Source organism: Chitinophaga sp. RAB17 (genome assembly GCF_052114225.1).
GTDB lineage: Bacteria > Bacteroidota > Bacteroidia > Chitinophagales > Chitinophagaceae > Chitinophaga.
The window spans coordinates 63,361-82,302 of the sequence record NZ_JBFREI010000010.1; the positions used below are offsets into that span (position 1 = coordinate 63,361).

At 45.6% G+C, this 18,942-nt stretch carries 16 protein-coding genes; 10 read left to right on the forward strand and 6 right to left on the reverse strand.

Going from position 1 to position 18,942, the window contains the following annotated elements; genetic code table 11:
• Window positions 1–195 precede the first annotated feature (195 nt).
• Entirely contained in the window at window positions 196–558 is a 363-nt protein-coding gene (locus AB4Z08_RS27000; RefSeq protein WP_441576900.1) for a VOC family protein, read from the forward strand.
• 112 nt (window positions 559–670) lie between these two features.
• Here the strand turns inward: AB4Z08_RS27000 and AB4Z08_RS27005 are convergent, their stop codons facing one another.
• Complete coding sequence (locus AB4Z08_RS27005) at window positions 671–1,177, reverse strand: TlpA family protein disulfide reductase (RefSeq protein WP_441576901.1); 507 nt, start codon at window positions 1,175–1,177, stop codon at window positions 671–673.
• A 154-nt stretch (window positions 1,178–1,331) separates the two neighbouring features.
• Complete coding sequence (locus tag AB4Z08_RS27010) at window positions 1,332–1,778, reverse strand: EVE domain-containing protein (protein ID WP_441576902.1); 447 nt, start codon at window positions 1,776–1,778, stop codon at window positions 1,332–1,334.
• A 76-nt stretch (window positions 1,779–1,854) separates the two neighbouring features.
• On the opposite strand from AB4Z08_RS27010, the gene AB4Z08_RS27015 reads away from it, so the two are divergent.
• The 8 genes from AB4Z08_RS27015 (at window position 1,855) to AB4Z08_RS27050 (ending at window position 14,827) form a co-directional block, all read left to right on the forward strand.
• The gene (locus tag AB4Z08_RS27015) at window positions 1,855–2,613 is read left to right on the forward strand and encodes a helix-turn-helix domain-containing protein (RefSeq protein WP_441576903.1); all 759 of its coding nucleotides are present in this window, start codon (window positions 1,855–1,857) and stop codon (window positions 2,611–2,613) included.
• 82 nt (window positions 2,614–2,695) lie between these two features.
• A complete protein-coding gene (locus tag AB4Z08_RS27020; protein ID WP_441576904.1) occupies window positions 2,696–3,097 on the forward strand; it encodes a VOC family protein in 402 nt (133 codons plus the stop codon).
• 349 nt (window positions 3,098–3,446) lie between these two features.
• Window positions 3,447–4,796, forward strand: a complete 1,350-nt coding sequence (locus AB4Z08_RS27025; RefSeq protein WP_441576905.1) for an SWIM zinc finger family protein — start codon at window positions 3,447–3,449, stop codon at window positions 4,794–4,796.
• Between the two features lie 28 nt (window positions 4,797–4,824).
• Window positions 4,825–7,698, forward strand: a complete 2,874-nt coding sequence (locus AB4Z08_RS27030; protein ID WP_441576906.1) for a DUF6493 family protein — start codon at window positions 4,825–4,827, stop codon at window positions 7,696–7,698.
• 174 nt (window positions 7,699–7,872) lie between these two features.
• A complete protein-coding gene (locus AB4Z08_RS27035) occupies window positions 7,873–8,481 on the forward strand; it encodes an RNA polymerase sigma factor (protein WP_441576907.1) in 609 nt (202 codons plus the stop codon).
• A gap of 58 nt (window positions 8,482–8,539) precedes the next feature.
• The gene (locus tag AB4Z08_RS27040) at window positions 8,540–9,691 is read left to right on the forward strand and encodes a FecR family protein (RefSeq protein ID WP_441576908.1); all 1,152 of its coding nucleotides are present in this window, start codon (window positions 8,540–8,542) and stop codon (window positions 9,689–9,691) included.
• Window positions 9,692–9,977: 286 nt separating this feature from the next.
• On the forward strand, window positions 9,978–13,196 hold the full coding sequence (locus AB4Z08_RS27045) for a TonB-dependent receptor (RefSeq protein WP_441576909.1): 3,219 nt from the start codon (window positions 9,978–9,980) through the stop codon (window positions 13,194–13,196).
• Window positions 13,197–13,207: 11 nt separating this feature from the next.
• Complete coding sequence (locus tag AB4Z08_RS27050) at window positions 13,208–14,827, forward strand: RagB/SusD family nutrient uptake outer membrane protein (RefSeq protein WP_441576910.1); 1,620 nt, start codon at window positions 13,208–13,210, stop codon at window positions 14,825–14,827.
• A 65-nt stretch (window positions 14,828–14,892) separates the two neighbouring features.
• On the opposite strand, the gene AB4Z08_RS27055 is transcribed toward AB4Z08_RS27050, so the two are convergent.
• Window positions 14,893–15,261: a hypothetical protein gene (locus AB4Z08_RS27055; protein WP_441576911.1), complete on the reverse strand. Its 369-nt coding sequence runs from the start codon at window positions 15,259–15,261 to the stop codon at window positions 14,893–14,895.
• A 177-nt stretch (window positions 15,262–15,438) separates the two neighbouring features.
• Between AB4Z08_RS27055 and AB4Z08_RS27060 the strand changes: the two genes are divergently transcribed.
• Window positions 15,439–16,239 carry a DoxX family protein gene (locus tag AB4Z08_RS27060; RefSeq protein ID WP_441576912.1) on the forward strand — a complete coding sequence of 267 codons (801 nt, stop codon included), beginning with the start codon at window positions 15,439–15,441 and terminating at the stop codon, window positions 16,237–16,239.
• 62 nt (window positions 16,240–16,301) lie between these two features.
• On the opposite strand, the gene AB4Z08_RS27065 is transcribed toward AB4Z08_RS27060, so the two are convergent.
• The 3 genes from AB4Z08_RS27065 to AB4Z08_RS27075 form a co-directional block, all read right to left on the reverse strand.
• Window positions 16,302–17,711, reverse strand: coding sequence for a COG3014 family protein (locus AB4Z08_RS27065; RefSeq protein ID WP_441576913.1), 1,410 nt, complete (start codon window positions 17,709–17,711; stop codon window positions 16,302–16,304).
• A 74-nt stretch (window positions 17,712–17,785) separates the two neighbouring features.
• Entirely contained in the window at window positions 17,786–18,382 is a 597-nt protein-coding gene (locus AB4Z08_RS27070; RefSeq protein ID WP_441576914.1) for a penicillin-binding protein activator LpoB, read from the reverse strand.
• 23 nt (window positions 18,383–18,405) lie between these two features.
• Complete coding sequence (locus AB4Z08_RS27075; RefSeq protein WP_441576915.1) at window positions 18,406–18,858, reverse strand: hypothetical protein; 453 nt, start codon at window positions 18,856–18,858, stop codon at window positions 18,406–18,408.
• Window positions 18,859–18,942 lie beyond the last annotated feature (84 nt).

Here is an 18,942-nt window from a genome sequence, read left to right on the forward strand (position 1 = left end):
ACACCAATCAGATCTGCCACAAATTTCCTTATGGTCGGATGCCGTACCGGATGGTCAGCACTTTTCAAAAACCGGGTAGTGTCTGGCGAATACCGGAAAGAATAATAGCGGCAGGTAACTATTTCCCGCATTTTGTCGTTTTTATCCAAACGATAATAACCGCCATTCCATAACTTTACAAAAAGCATAAGATCTATGGCAGACACTCATTCTGATAGCAAGTTAAAACATGGGCAGGTACAGTATATTGAATTCCTGTCAAAGGACCTTAGCCGCGCCAAAAAATTTTATACAAAAAGTTTTGGCTGGAAATTTGTCGACTACGGTCCGGACTATACGGCATTTGAAGGTGATTATGTAGATGGTGGATTCACAATAGGTAAGCCGGTAAAAGGTACTGTCTTAGTTGTCCTCTATTCAAACGATATTGAAGCGACTCAAAAAAAGATCGTTGCGGCAGGAGGGACCATTGTAAAGGATATCTTTGATTTTCCCGGCGGCAGGCGATTTCATTTCGCGGACCCTGATGGTTACGAGCTGGCTGTTTGGTCTTTGTAAACAGAATTCTGGCGTACTGCATAAAACGGAGTACCATTTATTGTGGCCGGTTTCTCCGTTTTATGCGGTAACGGATTGTCCTTTTATAGCAACGGTTGAGATCCACTGTGGCCTACTTCAGGCGCTCATTGATCAGGTCCACCAGCTGCTTAAATTCTTCCGGTGAATAACCAACAGACGAATAAATAACTTTCCCATTCTCATCTATCAGGAAATTTCTGGGAATATTCTGGGCAGCGAACAAGCTGAAAATTTTTCTTCCTTCATCTGGTAAAATAGGAAAATCAAATCCCTTCTTTTCTTTAAATGGTTTTAATTTTTCCCATCCTTCTTCCCTGCCAAAAACAAAAAATGCAAAGCGGGGGTCCTTCTTATGTGGCGCCCATATCTTTTTTTGTACTTCGGGTAGTTCAGCATTACATGGCGGACACCAGGTGGCAAACAGATTCAGTAGTACCAATTTCCCTTTATAGTCCGCGATATTCACCGTTTTACCTTCCGTTAGTTCAAAACTAAATGAAGGGACATTGTCTCCGGTTTTGATATAGGTATCCTTATCTTGTGCATAGCTGCTGTAGGCGCTGAAAAAGGTAAATAAACAAACAAGGAATTGTTTCATGAAGCATATTTTTGAAAGTTAAATTACAATTTTTACGGGAATCCAATTGCCATAAGTGGGTGTCTTGAAAGCTTTATTCATGAAATATAATAGAACAGGCTCAAATTTACCGGTAATGAGGTGTCCAGTATCACAGGGGCACATTTAGAATGTCTCAGCCCTTTTTATTTTTTATGAGCATCAGGTTGGAGAGTAAGTCGAAATCATGCTGGTTGATTTCAAATGAACCCGTCCTGAAAGGATATCCCCAGCTTTTCTTATTTTGAATGAACTCGAGTTGATCTATAAGTGGTAAAATCGAAATATCATGATGAGGGAAGAAGTCCACATCTCTTCTGAATGCTGAAAAATCTGGGGAGAGCTGCACTTCATATATTTCTTTGTCCTTAATTTTTCCGATGGCGGTGAACTCCTGGCATTTATCCAATTCTCCAAAAGTTAGTTTCGCCGAGTAATAAATAATAAAGTCCCCCGGATGCATCCGTTTTAACGGAGATAATTTTCCGTGCCCGGCCTGTGCAATGCCTGCAGCAATCCCGTTTTTTACGTGGTCTTTGGAAGCCACAACAATCCAGTATTTGGGGTGTGAGGTAGTAGTCATAAGATAAAGTAATCATTTTTTTTGATACTTTCAATTGCCGGAAGTGATACATCCGGCGCTATAACATTATTCATAGATGAAATTTGAGACTTACCAGCCATGTGATATTTTAAAGCCTTTTATCAGGTCTTTTGCTATCGCAGAAATCACCCGGGAACATACTTACACCGTGCTGCCAGATACCGGTCTGATTATTTGTTTACAATATAAAGTGCAGTCCTCTTTTCGTGCCAATCATTTGTTCCTTCCTTCCTCCGGACTTACCGGCTTACAGGATAGTTACCGCACTTACAGCGGTGCCGCCAATATGGGGTCGGTGTTAATTCGTTTCAAAGCAGGTGGTGCTGCCGCTTTTTTTAAGCAGCCCATGCATGAAATTTTTGGCGGAAGTATTTTGCTGGATGATTTTATGCGCCAGTCTGAGCTACTCCTGTTAGAAGAGCAATTATGCGAGGTGGCCACTGATATAGAAAAGATCAGCATCATTGAAGCATTTTTAATAGCCAGACTGCAACATGATCCATTAGATGAGCTGGTTACAACTGCCATGAAAATTATTCATAGCAATAGCGGTAATATCAGGATAAAGGAATTGATGCAGCAGTTATATATCAGCCAAAGCGCATTGGAAAAAAGATTTCGCCAGGTGGTAGGCGCATCGCCTAAAAAATATTCAACGATCGTTCGCTTTAAGCATTTCATTGAAAATTACAATCCGCAAGTTCCCTTGTCCGATCAGGGATGGCAAGCAGGATTTTATGACCAGGCTCACTTTATAAAAACATTTAAATCTTTTACAGGCGAAACGCCGGAAACTTTTTTCAGCAAAAGATGAGAAAAACGATTTTTTACAATGGCAGCTCACAGCGATTGCGGACCTTGCAGGACCCAATAAGGGACTTACAAAAGCAGTATATATGAGTACATCCGCCAGTATTTCAATTGAATTCAATCACCTGATTATTTTTGCAAAAGACAAACAGCAGTCTGCTGTTTTTTTAACTACACTATTGGGCCTGCCTGCACCGCAACCGGCAGGATTCTTTCTGGCCGTGGATTTTAAGAACAATGTGACTTTTCAGTACGCTGAACCCGGTGTTGATTTTATCATGCAACACTATGCATTCCTGGTGTCGGAATCCGAATTTGATGAAATATTATCGCGCATTCAGGAAAGAAAACTCGAATATTGGGCAGATCCACGTCAGCAAAGGCCCAATGAATACAACTGTAATCATGGCGGGAGAGGGCTGTATTTTCTGGATCCCTCCGGGCATGGAATGGAGATCATTACACGGCCCTACGGCAGCGGGGAGTAATAAGGAAGATATGATTTCGTTTTTTACAGGTATTCGCAGGTTTTGCTATCTTGTCAGCCATCAAATACTTTATTTTTGGCACCCTTCAGTGATTTAACGGATAAAATGGTCAATCACCGGTATGCACCCATAAAAATTTTATTCCTTCAAATGCCAGGGAGTTTACCCCCGAAATTAATAGGGGAGTGGTATGAATATCATCAGGCAGGGTGTCAGTAAAGGTATAAGTCATCATTCAGAGAAGATGTTGTTAGTTAATAAGCGAAACTTTTATTTATTATAGCGTAAATTAAGCCGTTTAATAATTAATTGTAGCTTCGTTTTTTTTACGGATAATCATGAGATGACCATGTCTGATAGTATTACATATTGTTATCCCGTTCCTTCTGTACTGCATAGTGCCGGGGCCTCGCAGCAGCTGATGCTGGCGGGATACAGTGAAGTGGAGAAAGTGCAGGCCCGCGATTTTTTCCAGGGCACACTGGAACAACCCTATATTACCGCCCGATGCCTGATAACTTTATCGAACGTGGTGAAGTCGAATTTTACCTTAACACCGGCGCAGGCGTCTATGATGAAAGATCCTATTGTAACGGCAGGCGCAGATAAATTACGCTTCGAAGGATTTTCGCACTGTGCGGGTGTATACGCCCGGGTAGATGTATTGCCGGGTGGTCATCAGGGTATATTCCCGGCCAACGGTACGGTAAACGTGGATTTTAATCAGCCCATGATCAATGCGTTGGGTAGTGTTGGCAGAAATGCACACCTGCAGTTATCGGTGGGGGCGCAGGAAATTAACCTGCAAAGCCGGCCGGAGGAAATGATTACAGAGCGTAAAGTGCCCCTGCCCATCAAATGGATCAAAGGATTAACCACGGTGCAGTTATTTCTCGCAGCAGCGGAATGTACCCATCAGTTTAATAAGATGCAGTTGCGACAATTGTTTCAGAGCATCCCCTCTGGCAATGTAAAAGCTGATTATTACCTGGTAAAACAAGGTAATAAACCGGTGTTTACGCCCGCAAAATCGGCGAATGCCATTTGCATAGGAGGTATTCACCGGCTTAAGCTGCTGGAACCTTTGCTGCCATTGGCAGATGAACTAAGAGTGTTTGCCCACCCGGATATGCAGAGTACTACCTGGCAATTGTATTTTGGCAGCGTACGATTCAACTTAACCTTATCACGTGAAGCCTGGAGAGGCTTTTCCGGCGAGGGCGCCGCCCTGGAATCTTTGATCGCAGACGTGCCGGATCACCTGGTGGCGGCCATCGACAAATACGGTTATGTGAACCAGGAGTTTAACGCCACCTTGCTGGCGGTAAAAGAACATATCCCTTTTGAACAGGTGGATCAGCTCACCGGTCGTCTTGCGGCAATGGGCCTGCTGGGCTATGACCTGGATGAAAACAGCTATTTCTACCGCCGCCTGCCTTTTAAACTAAGCAGGATACTGAGCCTGAATCCCCGTATGAAAGATGCTGAACAACTGTTGGCAGATGATAAAGTACTCATCGTTGCTGATGGAGAGGACAGAGTAGAAGCGCGTGTAGCCGGTACCGGTATCACGCATACGGTTATACTGGAAAAAGACAATGCCCGCTGTACCTGCACCTGGTACGCAAAACATCAGGGCCAACGAGGATCCTGTAAACATATCCTGGCAGTAAAAAAGAAAGTATACCAGGACTTTTAATTTCTTAACCCATATATAATCGCTGACGATGACGCATCCGGAAGAGCTGCAACAAATGCTGGAAAAAGAATATGAACAGGAAATAATTCCGTTCCTGCAAAGACTGACACCTGTAGAAAGAAAAGCATTGATACCCACTATAAAACAACAATTCAATTACTATAACGAAATAGTGGAAATCAGGCAAAACGTTTACAGTGCAAGGATGTCGGTACCACAGGGAAATATGCTGGCCATGGCGGCTTTCGTGTGTTATGACCGGGCCGCTGTGCAAAAGACTAACTTTCTGTCCGCTCTGTTCAGAAATAAACTGCTGGAGAAAATTTCCCCCTGGTACATGGCTCCGTGGTTTGATTCGATGATGGCGGAACTGGCAGAGAAAGATGCTTTACCAGGTGACTTTCCCTATGAGACCATCATGGAGCTGGCGGCACAAAAGCTGCTGACACCCACCTGCCCGATGGTCGTGAGCCGGCTTCCATATTCGATTTTTGTCAGTGGAAAGAGAAACCGTTATAATACGGCTATCCTCTTTAAACACAAAGAAACATTGTCTGAACATATCTGGTATCTATTCGAATACCCTTCCAATATTCATTTCAGCGATCGCTGGAATGCCGTGGCGGAAGAAGAACATCCAAACGAAGAACCCAACTGGAGAGGGGTGATAAAAAGATTGACCGGAGATGGCACCATCGACCGGATGCGGGTGATGGAAGAGAGTCTGAAGGCCGCCAGCAGGAACTTTAATAAATTGCTGACAGGATGGTTTATGGATTTGCTGGTAAGCCTGGAGCCGGGAAAAGCGGAGTTGCTGCAATTGCAACCGCTGCTGCTGTTGGCACTTGACTCGCCACAAAGTAAAGTGGTCAGCACTGCCCTGAATTTCCTTAAAACATTATCGGCAGAGGAGACCTTCAGCTACGCCGCATTACTCGATCACCTGCCGCAAATCATTGCCACGGATAAAAAATCAATTCTTTCCACTACTATTCAAATACTGGAAAAAATCTGTAAAAAATATCCGGCAGTACAATCACAGGTATGCTATGAACTATGTCAGGCATTTATTTCAAAAGATGAAGAAGTACAAACGAAAGTAGCTAAGCTACTTCTCCAGTTTGGCGATACCAACGATGGCGCGCTGAAAGAGCAACTGGTACTGTTTAAAGAAAGTATGCTGGTAGGTACCCAAAAGTCGCTGCAATCATTCTTTGAAGGAAACAGTGTAGCCGTTACCGTGTTGGAAGATACACCCGTGCCACGGTTGCCGCTGATAGGGGCACACAATCTCATCCCGGAAATCACAGATCCCGGTGAGCTGGTGTTCCTGGCCAGCCAGGCCTTTGAGAATAACGAGACGTATCATATTGATCAACTGCCGGCCCTGCTGATAACGATGCAGGATCGCATCACTACAGACATCCTGCTGCAAATGGATCCTGCTTTTCAACGGGCCGCCACTATTTTTAAACAGCTGCCATCAAGTGCAGGTCTCCTGGATCAGGCACTCGCCCTGTTCTTCCTAAACTATGGCAAGTGTATGGCGGATGCCCGCCCGGAATATGCCGAACAGCTCAATATTATTAAACATGCAAAACATTGGTGGCGCAATCGCCTGGAGATCCCGGTACTATCCAACTGGAAGGCTTCAAGAGATGAACAGGCGGTTTATATTCCTTACAAAAAGTTGCTGATAACAGCATTGCAGAAGATAACGGATAAGGATACACTGCCTTTATTATTTACGCCTACGCATAGTCCCGCCTGGCTGGATCCCGTGGTGCTGGTACAACGTTTACAGCTATACGAAGCTGCCCGGGAGACACCAGACGAATTCGATCTTCAGGTAGCGATAGCCCGTTGCGCACTGGAGGATACAGATGCGGCTCAAGCGCTGGTGGCCACGATGCCGGAAGGAGAGTATCGGCGTTTACTGTCATTCCTGTTGAATACCTCCGAGGTTCCCCAGGCGCCGTTTACCACCCCATCTGCCTGGATGCAGGCGGGTAACACCAAAGCGCCACTGACAGTATATGAAGCATTCCATGATTTTTCGTATAACCGTTTGCCGGTAGCCTTCAGGAATGGTAACTTCCCATGGAAAGTACATCGCCGGCCATATGAAGCCTATGGTGAATATAACCTGGAAAAGAAAGGATACGACCGCTATTGGTCAGAAGAAACGGTGATGGAAATAACTTTCGAAGAAGCAGGAGATCGCCTGTTAAAGGGCCCTGCACCCTTGCTGCAGGAATATTTGAATGGCGTTGGAAAATATTTGTTTATTGCTATTGCCGATATTAAAAGGCTGCTGTTCCTGACGCCTAACAATCCTTCCGTACTGCTGGCAAGGGTCATGAATACCTGTCAAACTTACTCGAGCTACTACGAAGTACCGGAAACCTCTATGGTAACAGGTGCGCTGCAGGCTATTCAGGAACTGGATATAGTGCCGGATGATATCACCTACCTGTTTATTGCCTGCAGTATGCTGCATGCCGACAAAACCGTCAAGGCTTATGCGGCCGCATATTGGAGCAGCCGGGTACCCGACCGGATCAATAGTGAACGCCTTGGCCAGATGATCAGCCACCTGGAAAGCATACAGTGGGCCCCTTTAAAGCGTTTCTGTGACCTGGTGCATGCCAGTATGATATCAATCAGTCGTCCCCATAATGAGGCCCTGGAAACGATGCTGACAGCCTCCCTGGAGTATTTTGAACCTACACCGGTAAAGGACCTGAAAAAACTGCTGGAGATTTATACGGAGGTATTGGCACTCAACGACAGCCGGATCAGCAGTCCGCACCTGGCGCGACTACTCCCGGAGTGGCAGGCAAACAGCACCCTGAAGAAAGTTGCCGTCAGATTACAGCAACTGTTGACCGTTTCCCAATAATCGTCTCATACATACAGATGCCCGGGCAGTAAATTTTTATTTACCACCCGGGCATCTGCTTTAAAAGAAAAAAATACCCGTTTAACGCAATTCAGTATTAGCCTTGAACAATTCACTATTAGATTTGATCATACATTTTTAATTACTTTTGGTTGAATAACTAACAAGAGCCACTTGTTGATTAACGAACACGATTTCCACTATGAAAAGGGACTGCTGTCACGTATGTCCGCCCACGACCAGTCTGCCTTTCAGGCGCTGTACGAACGCTACCACCATGCTTTGTACCGGCAGGTATTCCAATTACTGCGTTCCGACACAGAAACAAAAGATATTTTACAGGATGTTTTTATCACGCTTTGGGAAAAACGGGTAGAACTTGATGGAGATCGTTCCGTTGGCGGCTGGCTGTTTACAGTAACCTTCAACCGTACTATGAATCACCTGAAGCAAAAACTCCGGGAGAAAAACCGGGTATTGGTTGCCGCGGAAATTCATGGCTCGCCGATTGACCGCAAAGAGATGGAAGCCCAATGGATAGTGCTGGAGAAAGCGGTGGCGCAGCTGTCGCCCCAGAAAAAGAAAGTGTTCCAGCTTTGTAAAATCGAAGGCCGTACCTACGAGGAAACCTCCCGGTTGATGGGTATTTCCCGTTATACCGTAAAAGAATACCTGGGAGAGGTGATGAGTGCTATCCGGAACTATGTACGCCAACATCCTCCATATGACGCATCTATTATTATATGGCTGGTGCTGGAAAATTTTTCCAGATATTTTTTTTAATACCCCCCCTTTTTCTCCTCCCCGTTGTATATATCATTAACAACCAGCAATCACACTTTTGAAAAGCGATGTACAAAAGCTAAAAGAATTACTGGCATCTGATCAACGGTCTGATGAAGAAGAGCAATGGCTGCTGAACTACCTGGAAACAACCGATGCGGCGGAGTTACGTGCGCTGGTAGCAGCACAATATGAAAAAGACCTTTCAACAGGTGTCAGCATTACAGATACTACTTCCCGTCAGCTATGGGATCAGATACGCATGCGGTTAGACGAGAACCCTCATGCGCGGGTGGTCCGCATGAAAAATCGTGGCAGGGTACTTAAGTGGGCTGCGGCAATTATGCTGTTAGTGGCGGGAAGTTTTTATTTATGGTATCCACGTACCCGTAGTTCCATGGCTGCGGTGACAATAACACCGGGCAGCAGCAAAGCAATGCTCACGCTGGCTGATGGAAAAATAGTGACGCTGAACGACACGGGCACACAGGTAATCCGGCAGGGTACTACCAATATCCGCCAGGATAATGGACAACTGCAATACGCAACCACAGGCAATGAGGGAGCAGCTGGTTATAACCTGCTGACAACCCCGCGTGGTGGAGAGTTTCGTGTAACGCTGCCGGACGGCAGTAACGTATGGTTAAACGCCGCCTCTTCTTTAAAATATCCTACCAGCTTTAATGGAAAAAGAATGGTAGAACTAAAAGGACAGGCATACTTTGAAGTAGCAAAAAATGCCCGTCAGCCTTTCATGGTAAAAGTGAACGAGATGGAAGTGCAGGTGCTGGGAACCAGTTTTGATATCATGGCTTATCCGGACGAAGCAGCCGTGAACACTACTTTATTAACCGGCGCCGTGGTCGTAAAACATCAGCACACCGAAAAAAAATTACAACCTGGCCAGCAGACCGTACTAAATACTACTTCCGGCACCATGACCGTACAACCAGCGGACATAGAAAAAGTAATGGGCTGGAAGAATGGATTATTTGATCTGGAAGATACCGACCTGCCCACATTATTGCGTCAGCTCTCCCGCTGGTATGATATTAATATCGTTGACCAGTCAGGAGGCCATGCCACTCAACGTTTTGGAGGGAGAGTAGGGAGAGATATGAGTTTAACCGATGTAGTAAAAATATTGGAACAATATGACGTTCATTGCAGGATAGAAGGAAGAACGCTGACGGTATTGTCAGAAAAGTAGCGCATCACTGCATTTATAACATTCAAAACACATAGTAACATACACCCGGCCCGCCGGAAATTGAACACTATGCCTGTACTGTAAGAAAACCAAATCAGCACCAATTCCGGATTAAAACCACCGGAAGTATATGATGACGAATAAATAAACAAACAATTACTTTTTTATCACCCAATTCCACTAACGTATGAATCTTTATGTTAAAAACAATCCTCCGGAGCTCCCGGAGTCAGACTCCCTTACGCGGTATCGTTGGTGTAAAATCCCTGACAGCATATTTCGTGGTATGAAACTGATGATTTTTCTCCTGCTGGTAGTCTCACTGCAGGTTTCAGCCCAGGGTACCCCCCAAACAATTACGCTCACCACTAAAAATGAGTCCCTTAAATCTGTATTGAAGAAGATTGCAAAACAGGCAGGCATATACGTTGTATACGAAGAAAGTGATGTGCAAAATATTACCCCTGTTAACATCGACGTAAAAGCCGTTAGTTTGAAAGACGCGCTGGATATCTGCTTCAGAAATCAACCGCTGATATATGATATCATGAATAAAACGGTGGTGATAAAAAAGAAAAAAGAAAGCATCGCACTGGTGCGTGAGCGGGATCCCAGGGAACAGAGAGAACCCCGGGAGGTCCGCTCTATCAGGGTGCTGGGCCGGGTACTGGAAGCAAAAGACCCCCCCGCACCATTACTGGGCGCCAATATCACCATCAAAGGTGTGGCGAAGTCAGTGGCCACCGATAAAGACGGCGTTTTCCAGATTTATGTACCCAGGGAAAGCGTACTGGTGATATCGATGGTAGGATATAAAAAGCAGGAATACCTGGTGCGGGAAGAACAGGCCAATCTGATTATCTCCCTGCAGGAAGATTTAAAAATATTGGACCAGGTAGTGGTAACCGGTTTCGGTAGCCAGAAAGTAAAAAATATAGCCAGCTCCGTTAGTACGGTGAACATGGGCAATGTAAAGAATAAACCGGTGGTGCAGCTGTCGCAGGCTTTGCAGGGAGGTGCTACCGGTATACAGGTGTCACAAACCACCGGTCTTGTTGGTAGCGACCAGGCTAATATACGTATCAGGGGAGTAGGCACTTTACTCAATGCAGCTCCTTTGGTGATGGTGGATGGGGTGCCATTTGATATGAATAATTTAGATCCCAATACCATCGAAAGCATCACCGTGTTAAAAGATGCGGCATCTGCTTCTATGTACGGTGCAAGAGGTGGTAACGGGGTGATCATCATCACTACCAAAAGGGGAGTAGCGGGTGTCCCGAACATGGAATATAATGGCTTTTATGGTATACAGCGGCCGCAGTACATGCCCAATTTTGTGGATGCCGCCACGTGGATGCAGTTAAACAATGAGGCGATGCTTAACTCCGGTGGTAACCCTATTTACTCAGATGCCGACATCAAAGCGACAAAGGATGGCAGCGACCCGGTTAAATATCCCAATACCAACTGGCCGGATTTAGTGCTGCGGAAATCTATTCCCATTCAGCAACATTCCCTGCAGGTGTCCGGTGGTAACACCGCTGCACGGTTTGCACTTTCCCTCAACCAAACCAACCAGAAAGGACATGTACGTAATTCAGATTACAGCAGAACCACGCTTCGCGCCAACACAACAGTCGATCTGCTGAAAAACCTGTTCATCTACATGGACATTTTTGCTTCCCGTACCAGCCAGAACCAGCCATACGCGAGTAACCGCCTCACTACAGATATTTACCGGAGAATGTATACCGTTCCACCAAATATTAATTCCAGGTATCCTGATAAAGCAGAGAATCCGGATTATACCTATTACGGCATCTACGGCGAAAGCTGGAACCCGGTAGCCATGCTGGAAAAAGGCGGATCGCTGAATAAAACGAGAGATGAAGCATTGATTAATATCCGTCCGCAATGGAATATTTTACCTGGCTTAAGTTTAAAAGGACAAGCCAGCTACCGCGTAGCTTCCGGTCTCGATAAAGCCGACCAGGAATCCTACATTTTCTTTGACTATTTCACCAACCGAACCGCAGGCGTAAATTATCCTACCGTAAAAACAGCTACGCTGACAGCGAGGGAAAATTATATCTATTTCGGTGGCAACTTCGATTATACCCATGCTTTTGGTAAGCATGATGTAAATGCTATTGCAGGATACACACAGGAGTTGAGAACCTACGAATCCTGGAAAGATGTGGCACTGAGATCTCTCTTCGCCAAAGCTTTCTATACCTATGATAATCGTTACCTGCTGGAAGCTGGTATCAGAAGAGATGGTTCATCCCTCTTTGCCACCGGTAAAAAATGGGGCATCTTTCCCTCTGTAGCTGTTGGCTGGAACATCGACCAGGAAGCCTTTTTCAGGTCCAAAGCTATCAACAGCTGGAAGGTGAGAGGCTCTTATGGCGTGCTGGGAAATAATGCGATTGATCCTTACCTCTATCAAACTACCATTGATGGCGGTAACGGTACAGAAACAGTGATCGGTAATCCAAATGTTACCTGGGAAAAAGTGAATGAGCTGAATATAGGTACAGATATAAGTCTGAGAAACGGATTGAGTATGACGGCTGAATGGTACAACAAAATCACCACCGATATGATCATCACGCCGCAGCCTAACTATACATCCGGTATAGGGATAGGCAGCGGCAATAGCGGTGCACCTGTTAACGTGGGCAGTGCAAGGAACAGGGGTGCAGAAGTAAAACTCACTTATGTAAAAGCTGTTTCAAAAGATTTTGCTTTCAATGTAAGCGTAGGCTATTCCAAAAATAAAAGTGAGGTGTTGAAGCTGGTGGGCAATGACCAACCTATTATTAGCGGGAATACTATTTTGTATGTAGGCGGCGCCCTGAAAGAGTACTATGGTTATGCTACCCAGGGCTTGTTACAGGAGAAAGACATGGCAGATGCAAAAGTAATGAAGATCAGTGGACAGGCAGCAGGAGATATTCATTTCCTGAACAGCAATGGCGATAGTTTGATCAATAACCTGGATAGAGTACCACTGGGAAGTACGGAACCTACGGATGTATTTTTTGGCAACCTCGGTTTCCGTTATAAAGGTTTCGATTTTGAAACACTGTTTTCCGGCGAGTCGGGCGCACCGCTATTCTACACCGGGTTAATGGCTATTCCTTTGAACATTGGCGGCGAAAGTGGTACGCCACAAAAGTCGCAACTGAACTACTGGACGCCGGATAATCCCAATGCAGAACGTCCACGGTTAACGCCAACGCCAGGAACGAACGGCAATTTCTCCGATTTCTTTAAGATGAACGGCAGATTTTTGAGAGTGCGGTATATACAATTAGGTTATGCCTTACCTGCAAACGTTTGCGCCAGGATAAGAGCAAAGAGCCTGCGGTTTTATGTGAATGCACAGAACGTATTCACTTTTTCAAATGTAAAGCTGATAGACCCGGAAAGCGGGGGCGATCAAACAACGGTGCCACTCCTGAAAACCTATACACTGGGTTTAAATCTTAGATTTTAAAACACCTGAAAATGAAAAAAGTAGCTATAAATATCGTCAGCGCATTTTTAATTGCAACAGTCCTGTTCAGCTGTAATAAATCGTTCCTGGAAAGGGATAGTCCTACTGCCACTACAGACGCGAAGTGGTGGCGGCTGGAGTCGGATCTGTATAATTACCTGGAGGTGATTTACAACAACCAGATTTCTCCCGGCGCATTGATCACATCTTCTTCTTACCAGGCAAATTGTCGTATGCATATGTCGGGTACCACAGATGAATCCGTATTCCGCGCAAACTTCGGCAGCTGGAATTCGTTTCCATTGGGTGCCGTCACCGCAACAGATGGTTACCTGGCAGACCTGTATCGTCAGAACTATAAAGATATCAGGAACGCTTCCCGCATCCTGGAGAACTATTCGAAGATTTACATGGAGAACCCGGTGGTAAAAGAACAACGTGCCGCCGAAGCCAGGGCGCTGAGAGCCAGGGCTCACCTGACACTCTTCCAGTTGTTTGGACCAATGCCCATTGTAGATAGCAGTATTTCTCCTGCAGATCCACAAGCCATCCCACGTAATTCGCAGGAAGAAGTGGTGACTTTTATTTCTACAGAACTGGACAAGGCAGCGGAAATTTTACCGGCTACTTATCCCACCAGTGACGCATACAGGATAACGAAAGGCGCCTGCTATGCCATGCAGGTGCAACTTTACCTGACTATCAAAAATTATGAGCAGGTCATTGCCTACGCGCGTAAACTGATTGATCTCAAAGTATATGACCTGCATTATGCCAGTGGGGGAGTAAACAGCTACGCGCAGTTGTTCAGCTATGATGCATTGGAAAACAAGGAAAGGATCCTGTTCAGAAGAACCGGAAACTCAGGCGCCTTCTTCCGGCTGGCGCCTAAAAGCCTATCCGGGCAGGCAGCCAACGGGCCAACAGCTGCCATGGTGAACTCCTATGAAACACTGCAGGGCAAAACGTTACAGGAACTGGGCGATGATAGTTTGCAGCTGTACTGGAAAAACCCACTCTATAAAAATAACCGCGATCCCCGGCTGGCAGCCAGTGTATTATTCCCGGGGCAAACATTTGTAAACAGGTTGTTGGATCCTTTCACCGCCGGATCTGTTGACCAGATTGGCGCGGCGCAGTCAACACAAACAGGTTTCTGGGTGAAAAAGTATCTCGATGCAAGAGACGTTTCCCGGAATAACAGTGGTACCCTGAACTTTATGGTAATCCGCTATGCGGAAATACTGCTGAGTTATGTGGAAGCCCTGGTGGAATCCGGACAATGGCAGCATGCTGACGTACTCATCTACCTGAATAAAATAAGAAACAGGGCAGGGATGCCAAATGTAGATGTCAATGTTTATAATACCCAGGAAAAAATGCGCACTCTTTATAGAAGGGAAAGAAAAGTGGAACTGGCCTTTGAAGGTACCCGGTTATTTGACATCAGGAGATGGAGAATAGGAGACGAGGTGCTGACTGGTCCGGCACAAGGCGCGATTAATCCTACAACAGGTAAGCCGGTGATCGTGGAAACACGGGTGTTCAATGCGGCAAGAGATTACCTGTGGCCCATTCCATTAACGGAGATTAATGGCAATACGGCTATGAAACAGAATCCTAACTGGTAATAATAATACGGCTGTTAATTTAGAATAAGGAAGGCCCTTTCATTCCTGAAAGGGCTGTTATTATTTTAATCATGTGTGGCTACGGTCGTTTTTTCTGCAGACTGACTCTTTTCTTTTTCTTCTTCTTCCACCAGCCATTTGGTGACCTTATATTTTGGCAGTAATTGCTGCAGCTTTTTCGTCAGCCATTTGGAAACGATCTCGAAAACAATAAAACCAATCACAATAGTGATGATCCATTCCAGGTTGCTGTAGGTATGCTTGTCTACTACGGTTTTACGCGCCGTGAGCCCCCATAAATTACGGATGCTGCGGGTGGTGAAGTAATGTGATACCAGGCGGGTAGACATCATGCCTATGACGAATCCTAAAAAGTTGCCCACATAGTTATTGTATACGTATTCCAGGAATTTTCTGATCAGTTTAATTTTCATGTACAGGGATCTTTATATGCTAAGCTAATATCTAAATCGGGAAAATAACAGTGATCACTAAAAATTAACAGCTCCACCTACGGAAAAAAATATTTGGGTGTTATTGTCCAATTCGGAATTACTCAATACTTATTGTAGTGTAAACAGTCATTATTCGTCATAAAACAATGTAACATTATGAATACCCTTGTTTCTTCCGCAGCGGCTTCCCGCACCCGTATTATTGCCTTTTGGTTAACGACTGGCATCATCGCGCTGGAAACCGGCGTAGGGGCCATATGGGACCTCCAGAAAATAGCATTTGTCCGCACGGTGATGGTACAATTGGGTTATCCTGAATATATCCTCCATATCATGGGCATATGGAAGGTATTGGGCGTAGTGGCATTGTTGGCGCCTGGTTTTCCTCGTTTGAAAGAATGGGTATATGCCGGTTTGTTTTTCATTTACACGGGTGCCTTTGCCTCGCACCTGGCAGTGGGCCAGTTTCCGGAGGCAGTAGGGCCTGTAATTTTCGCCGGCATCACATTAGCTTCCTGGGCGCTTCGCCCGACAGAACGCCGGGATTTTGGGCCTTTATTGAAGGATTTCAAAACCTCCTGGCGTACTATTACAGCCTATTGGATAACAACGGCACTGGTGGTGTTTCAACTGGGATCCGGCGGCGTGGCCGACATCCTGCGGCCAGCCTACCTGGTAGAAGGTATGACCAACCTGGGTTACCCGGTTTACTTCTGTATAATATTAGGCATCTGGAAAGTACTGGGAGCCGTGGCCATTATTATTCCCCGCTATCCCCGCTTAAAGGAATGGGCATATGCTGGCGCCTTCTTTGATCTTACAGGTGCGGTTGCTTCTCATTTATGGTCCGGAGAACCAGCTACCAGGGTAATATTTCCGATCCTCTTCACAGGGTTCGCATTGACTTCCTGGGCACTGCGCCCGGTATCCCGCAGGGATCTGGCAGCAATAAAATAATCTATTAGATGTCGGAATATAGAAGGTGATCAGATTATGATTGCCTTCTGTATTTTTTACCCTTATGATTTTTGTAAAGAGGAATAATGAATCGTTTGTAACCGCCCATTTCCAAATACATCAAATACCACCGTCTGCGAATGCTGTCCCTGCAAAGTCAACGTTACTTTGTTGGCCCCTTTCTTTAAAGGAATACGGGTGTAATAGATAGAGTGGGGGAGACTTTGCCAGTTCCTGGTATCCGCTTTTTCTGTTAATATATTCAATAAATTAAGTGCTTCTCCCAGCGATTCATTTTCTTTTTTTACCTGCTGCTCTGCCAATTTTTTGATGGTCAGTCGTGTGAGTGCCAGGCCCATTTCTTTTAAAAATCTTTCCTGCAACGTGCGGAAGGCGAGCTGGTTGATGTCTTCCACTTTTTCCAGGGGTGTAATCAGGCTGCTGTCTCTTTGTATGCTGGCATTGGTGAAATACAGTGGTTGTTCCACATATTTGGGAAAGGCAATGCGGAAGGCGTCAAAATGTCTGCGGAGTTGCTGGCAGGAGTCGCGGGAAAGCAACTGGAAGTCGAAGGGAATAAAGATGGTGTTATCCGGGTCTGTAAATACAAAATTCCCCGGCCCCCGTTCTGTAAGGGTAAAGAAGAAATTGGCTTCCGCTTTAACAGGCGCCAGTCCATTTTCCCAGAATACGAGTACTTCTCCGCCATCACTGCTATTTACAGGTATATAACGACGTCCGAATTGTTGTTCGTAGTATGCCAGCTCCTGGTGAAAACCCAATTGCCACGCGGTGCGCAACAGATCATCCTGTAGTTGTACCGGTAAGGTAATACCATAATAAGTTTTGTCGGGTTTGCCGAGAAACAGATCCGCCGCATTGCGGTAGGAGATAAATGCATTATTGATATCACCACCGCTTTCGTACACTACTCCCTGTATGATCATAGAAAATGCATCGTTGGCGTATTTGTTGGCGTTGTTATTTTTGCGGTCATTGAGCGCATAGCCGCTGAGTGAAATACGTCTTGCTTCTACGGTGGCATCTTCCATCATGTTTAGCTGCAGGTAGTTGATGGACTTGTAATAATGGATCAGGAGTTTTTCAAAATCTTCGCCACGATATACCTGCATGGCAGGATTGGTAACAAGGCCCAGTGTCTGGTCCCAGAACTTATTCCTGCTGCCGCTGTCCAGCAGGGAATCGGCGGCGTTAAAATAGCTGTTGCTTTCCTGGTAATGTCCCTGCAAAAATGTGGTCTTCCCTTTTTCGAGGTAAAACAATAGTTTGTTGCGGCCATATTGCAGGAACCTGTTATCGTCCAGTTGCCGGGAGGCTTCCTCGAATCGCCCTGCTGAAATAGCGCCATAGTAGTGGCCGATGGCATCATTGTAAGTACGGCAGGAGAAAAGGAAGGTCATTACCAATAACAGCGGCAGGAGCCACTTCCATTGATCTGATAGCTTGTTCATTAATAATGATGATGAAGGTAAAAAAGGCGCCGGCCGTATGCAGGACCGGCGCACAGTGGAACTGGTTGTAGGTATTAGTTCTTTACGTATTTCGCGATCTTCTTATTGCCAATCCACACGACCTCATTGCTTTGCAGATCTGTTAGTTCCAGATCAACCTGGTAGTACAATACCATTTGTTTCTTGTGGGAGTCTACAATTGAGTTGATGGACCCCTGCAGAATATAGTCGGCTCCAACTTCCAGTCCCCATTTTTTCATAGTAGATGTGGATGCATTCTTTTGCTGATCCGCCCGTTCACCTCTCAGTTCCTCTCTTTTAGCGCCACCCTGTACCAGCCGTATTTTTTGGGTGGTAACAAAAGAGCGCTCCATATCTTTTACAAAAGTTTCGGCGTCAATATGTTCATGGCTTTTGTTGGCTACCATACCTACTATCACTACGGGTTTCTTGCCCTGGTGCTGCTGCTGGAAATCAGACAACCAATTTTCTCCCAGTACCCGGGTGATCATTTCTTCTGCTGCCAGGCGGGAGTCGGTATTGTTCCAGCGGCCACTGATATCTATCTGTTCTTTTTCGTCTACCCGTGTTACTTTCCGCGGGGCACATCCCTGCAGTAAAATACCAGCCAAAAGAATCCCTGTAAATGCAGTTGCATTAATTTTAAACATCACGTAAATTTTTATAAATTATGTTATCTGAAAAGAATATAGGCGCCTAAAGCGATGGCAGTAACAGCGGCTACATCATTCCATCTGAAGCCGGCGTTATAGGAGTAGTAGGAAGGATAACCATAGCTAAATGGCGTGCTATAACTATACCCGCGTGCATAGTCGTTGTAGGAGTAGTCGCTCCAATAGCCGGTATTACGGGCAATCCGCCGATCCTGTCGCCACTGTCTGCTTTGGTCCTTGCGTTCGCGCTTCGCCTCAAAATATTGGTAAGCTTTATAGGTTTGTTGCACGGTTGTCCCTTCATTCACGGTCAGTGAGTCCTCTTTCAACAGGTAATGTTGCAGACTTTCCCGGTAGCTGGGATTCTGGTCGGGGAGCAGGGTCTGCGCGGATGCGCCAATCGTGATGGTCAGACATAGCATCGTAGCCAGACCCGGTAGCAGTAAGCGTTTGATTAAATCGTTATGCGTCATCATACAATAATTAAGAAGCTCCTTTGAAAGCTGCTTTGTTATATGACGCATGCAATTTACAGATCCCCTATCCGGTGGCAGAAT

Coding starts and splice junctions, on each gene's coding strand:
- AB4Z08_RS27000 (WP_441576900.1), top strand. CDS start 196: ATGGCAGACACTCATTCTGATAGCAAGTTAAAACATGGGCAGGTACAG.
- AB4Z08_RS27005 (WP_441576901.1), bottom strand. CDS start 1,177: ATGAAACAATTCCTTGTTTGTTTATTTACCTTTTTCAGCGCCTACAGC.
- AB4Z08_RS27010 (WP_441576902.1), bottom strand. CDS start 1,778: ATGACTACTACCTCACACCCCAAATACTGGATTGTTGTGGCTTCCAAA.
- AB4Z08_RS27015 (WP_441576903.1), top strand. CDS start 1,855: ATGAAATTTGAGACTTACCAGCCATGTGATATTTTAAAGCCTTTTATC.
- AB4Z08_RS27020 (WP_441576904.1), top strand. CDS start 2,696: ATGAGTACATCCGCCAGTATTTCAATTGAATTCAATCACCTGATTATT.
- AB4Z08_RS27025 (WP_441576905.1), top strand. CDS start 3,447: ATGTCTGATAGTATTACATATTGTTATCCCGTTCCTTCTGTACTGCAT.
- AB4Z08_RS27030 (WP_441576906.1), top strand. CDS start 4,825: ATGACGCATCCGGAAGAGCTGCAACAAATGCTGGAAAAAGAATATGAA.
- AB4Z08_RS27045 (WP_441576909.1), top strand. CDS start 9,978: ATGAAACTGATGATTTTTCTCCTGCTGGTAGTCTCACTGCAGGTTTCA.
- AB4Z08_RS27050 (WP_441576910.1), top strand. CDS start 13,208: ATGAAAAAAGTAGCTATAAATATCGTCAGCGCATTTTTAATTGCAACA.
- AB4Z08_RS27055 (WP_441576911.1), bottom strand. CDS start 15,261: ATGAAAATTAAACTGATCAGAAAATTCCTGGAATACGTATACAATAAC.
- AB4Z08_RS27060 (WP_441576912.1), top strand. CDS start 15,439: ATGAATACCCTTGTTTCTTCCGCAGCGGCTTCCCGCACCCGTATTATT.
- AB4Z08_RS27065 (WP_441576913.1), bottom strand. CDS start 17,711: ATGAACAAGCTATCAGATCAATGGAAGTGGCTCCTGCCGCTGTTATTG.
- AB4Z08_RS27070 (WP_441576914.1), bottom strand. CDS start 18,382: ATGTTTAAAATTAATGCAACTGCATTTACAGGGATTCTTTTGGCTGGT.
- AB4Z08_RS27075 (WP_441576915.1), bottom strand. CDS start 18,858: ATGACGCATAACGATTTAATCAAACGCTTACTGCTACCGGGTCTGGCT.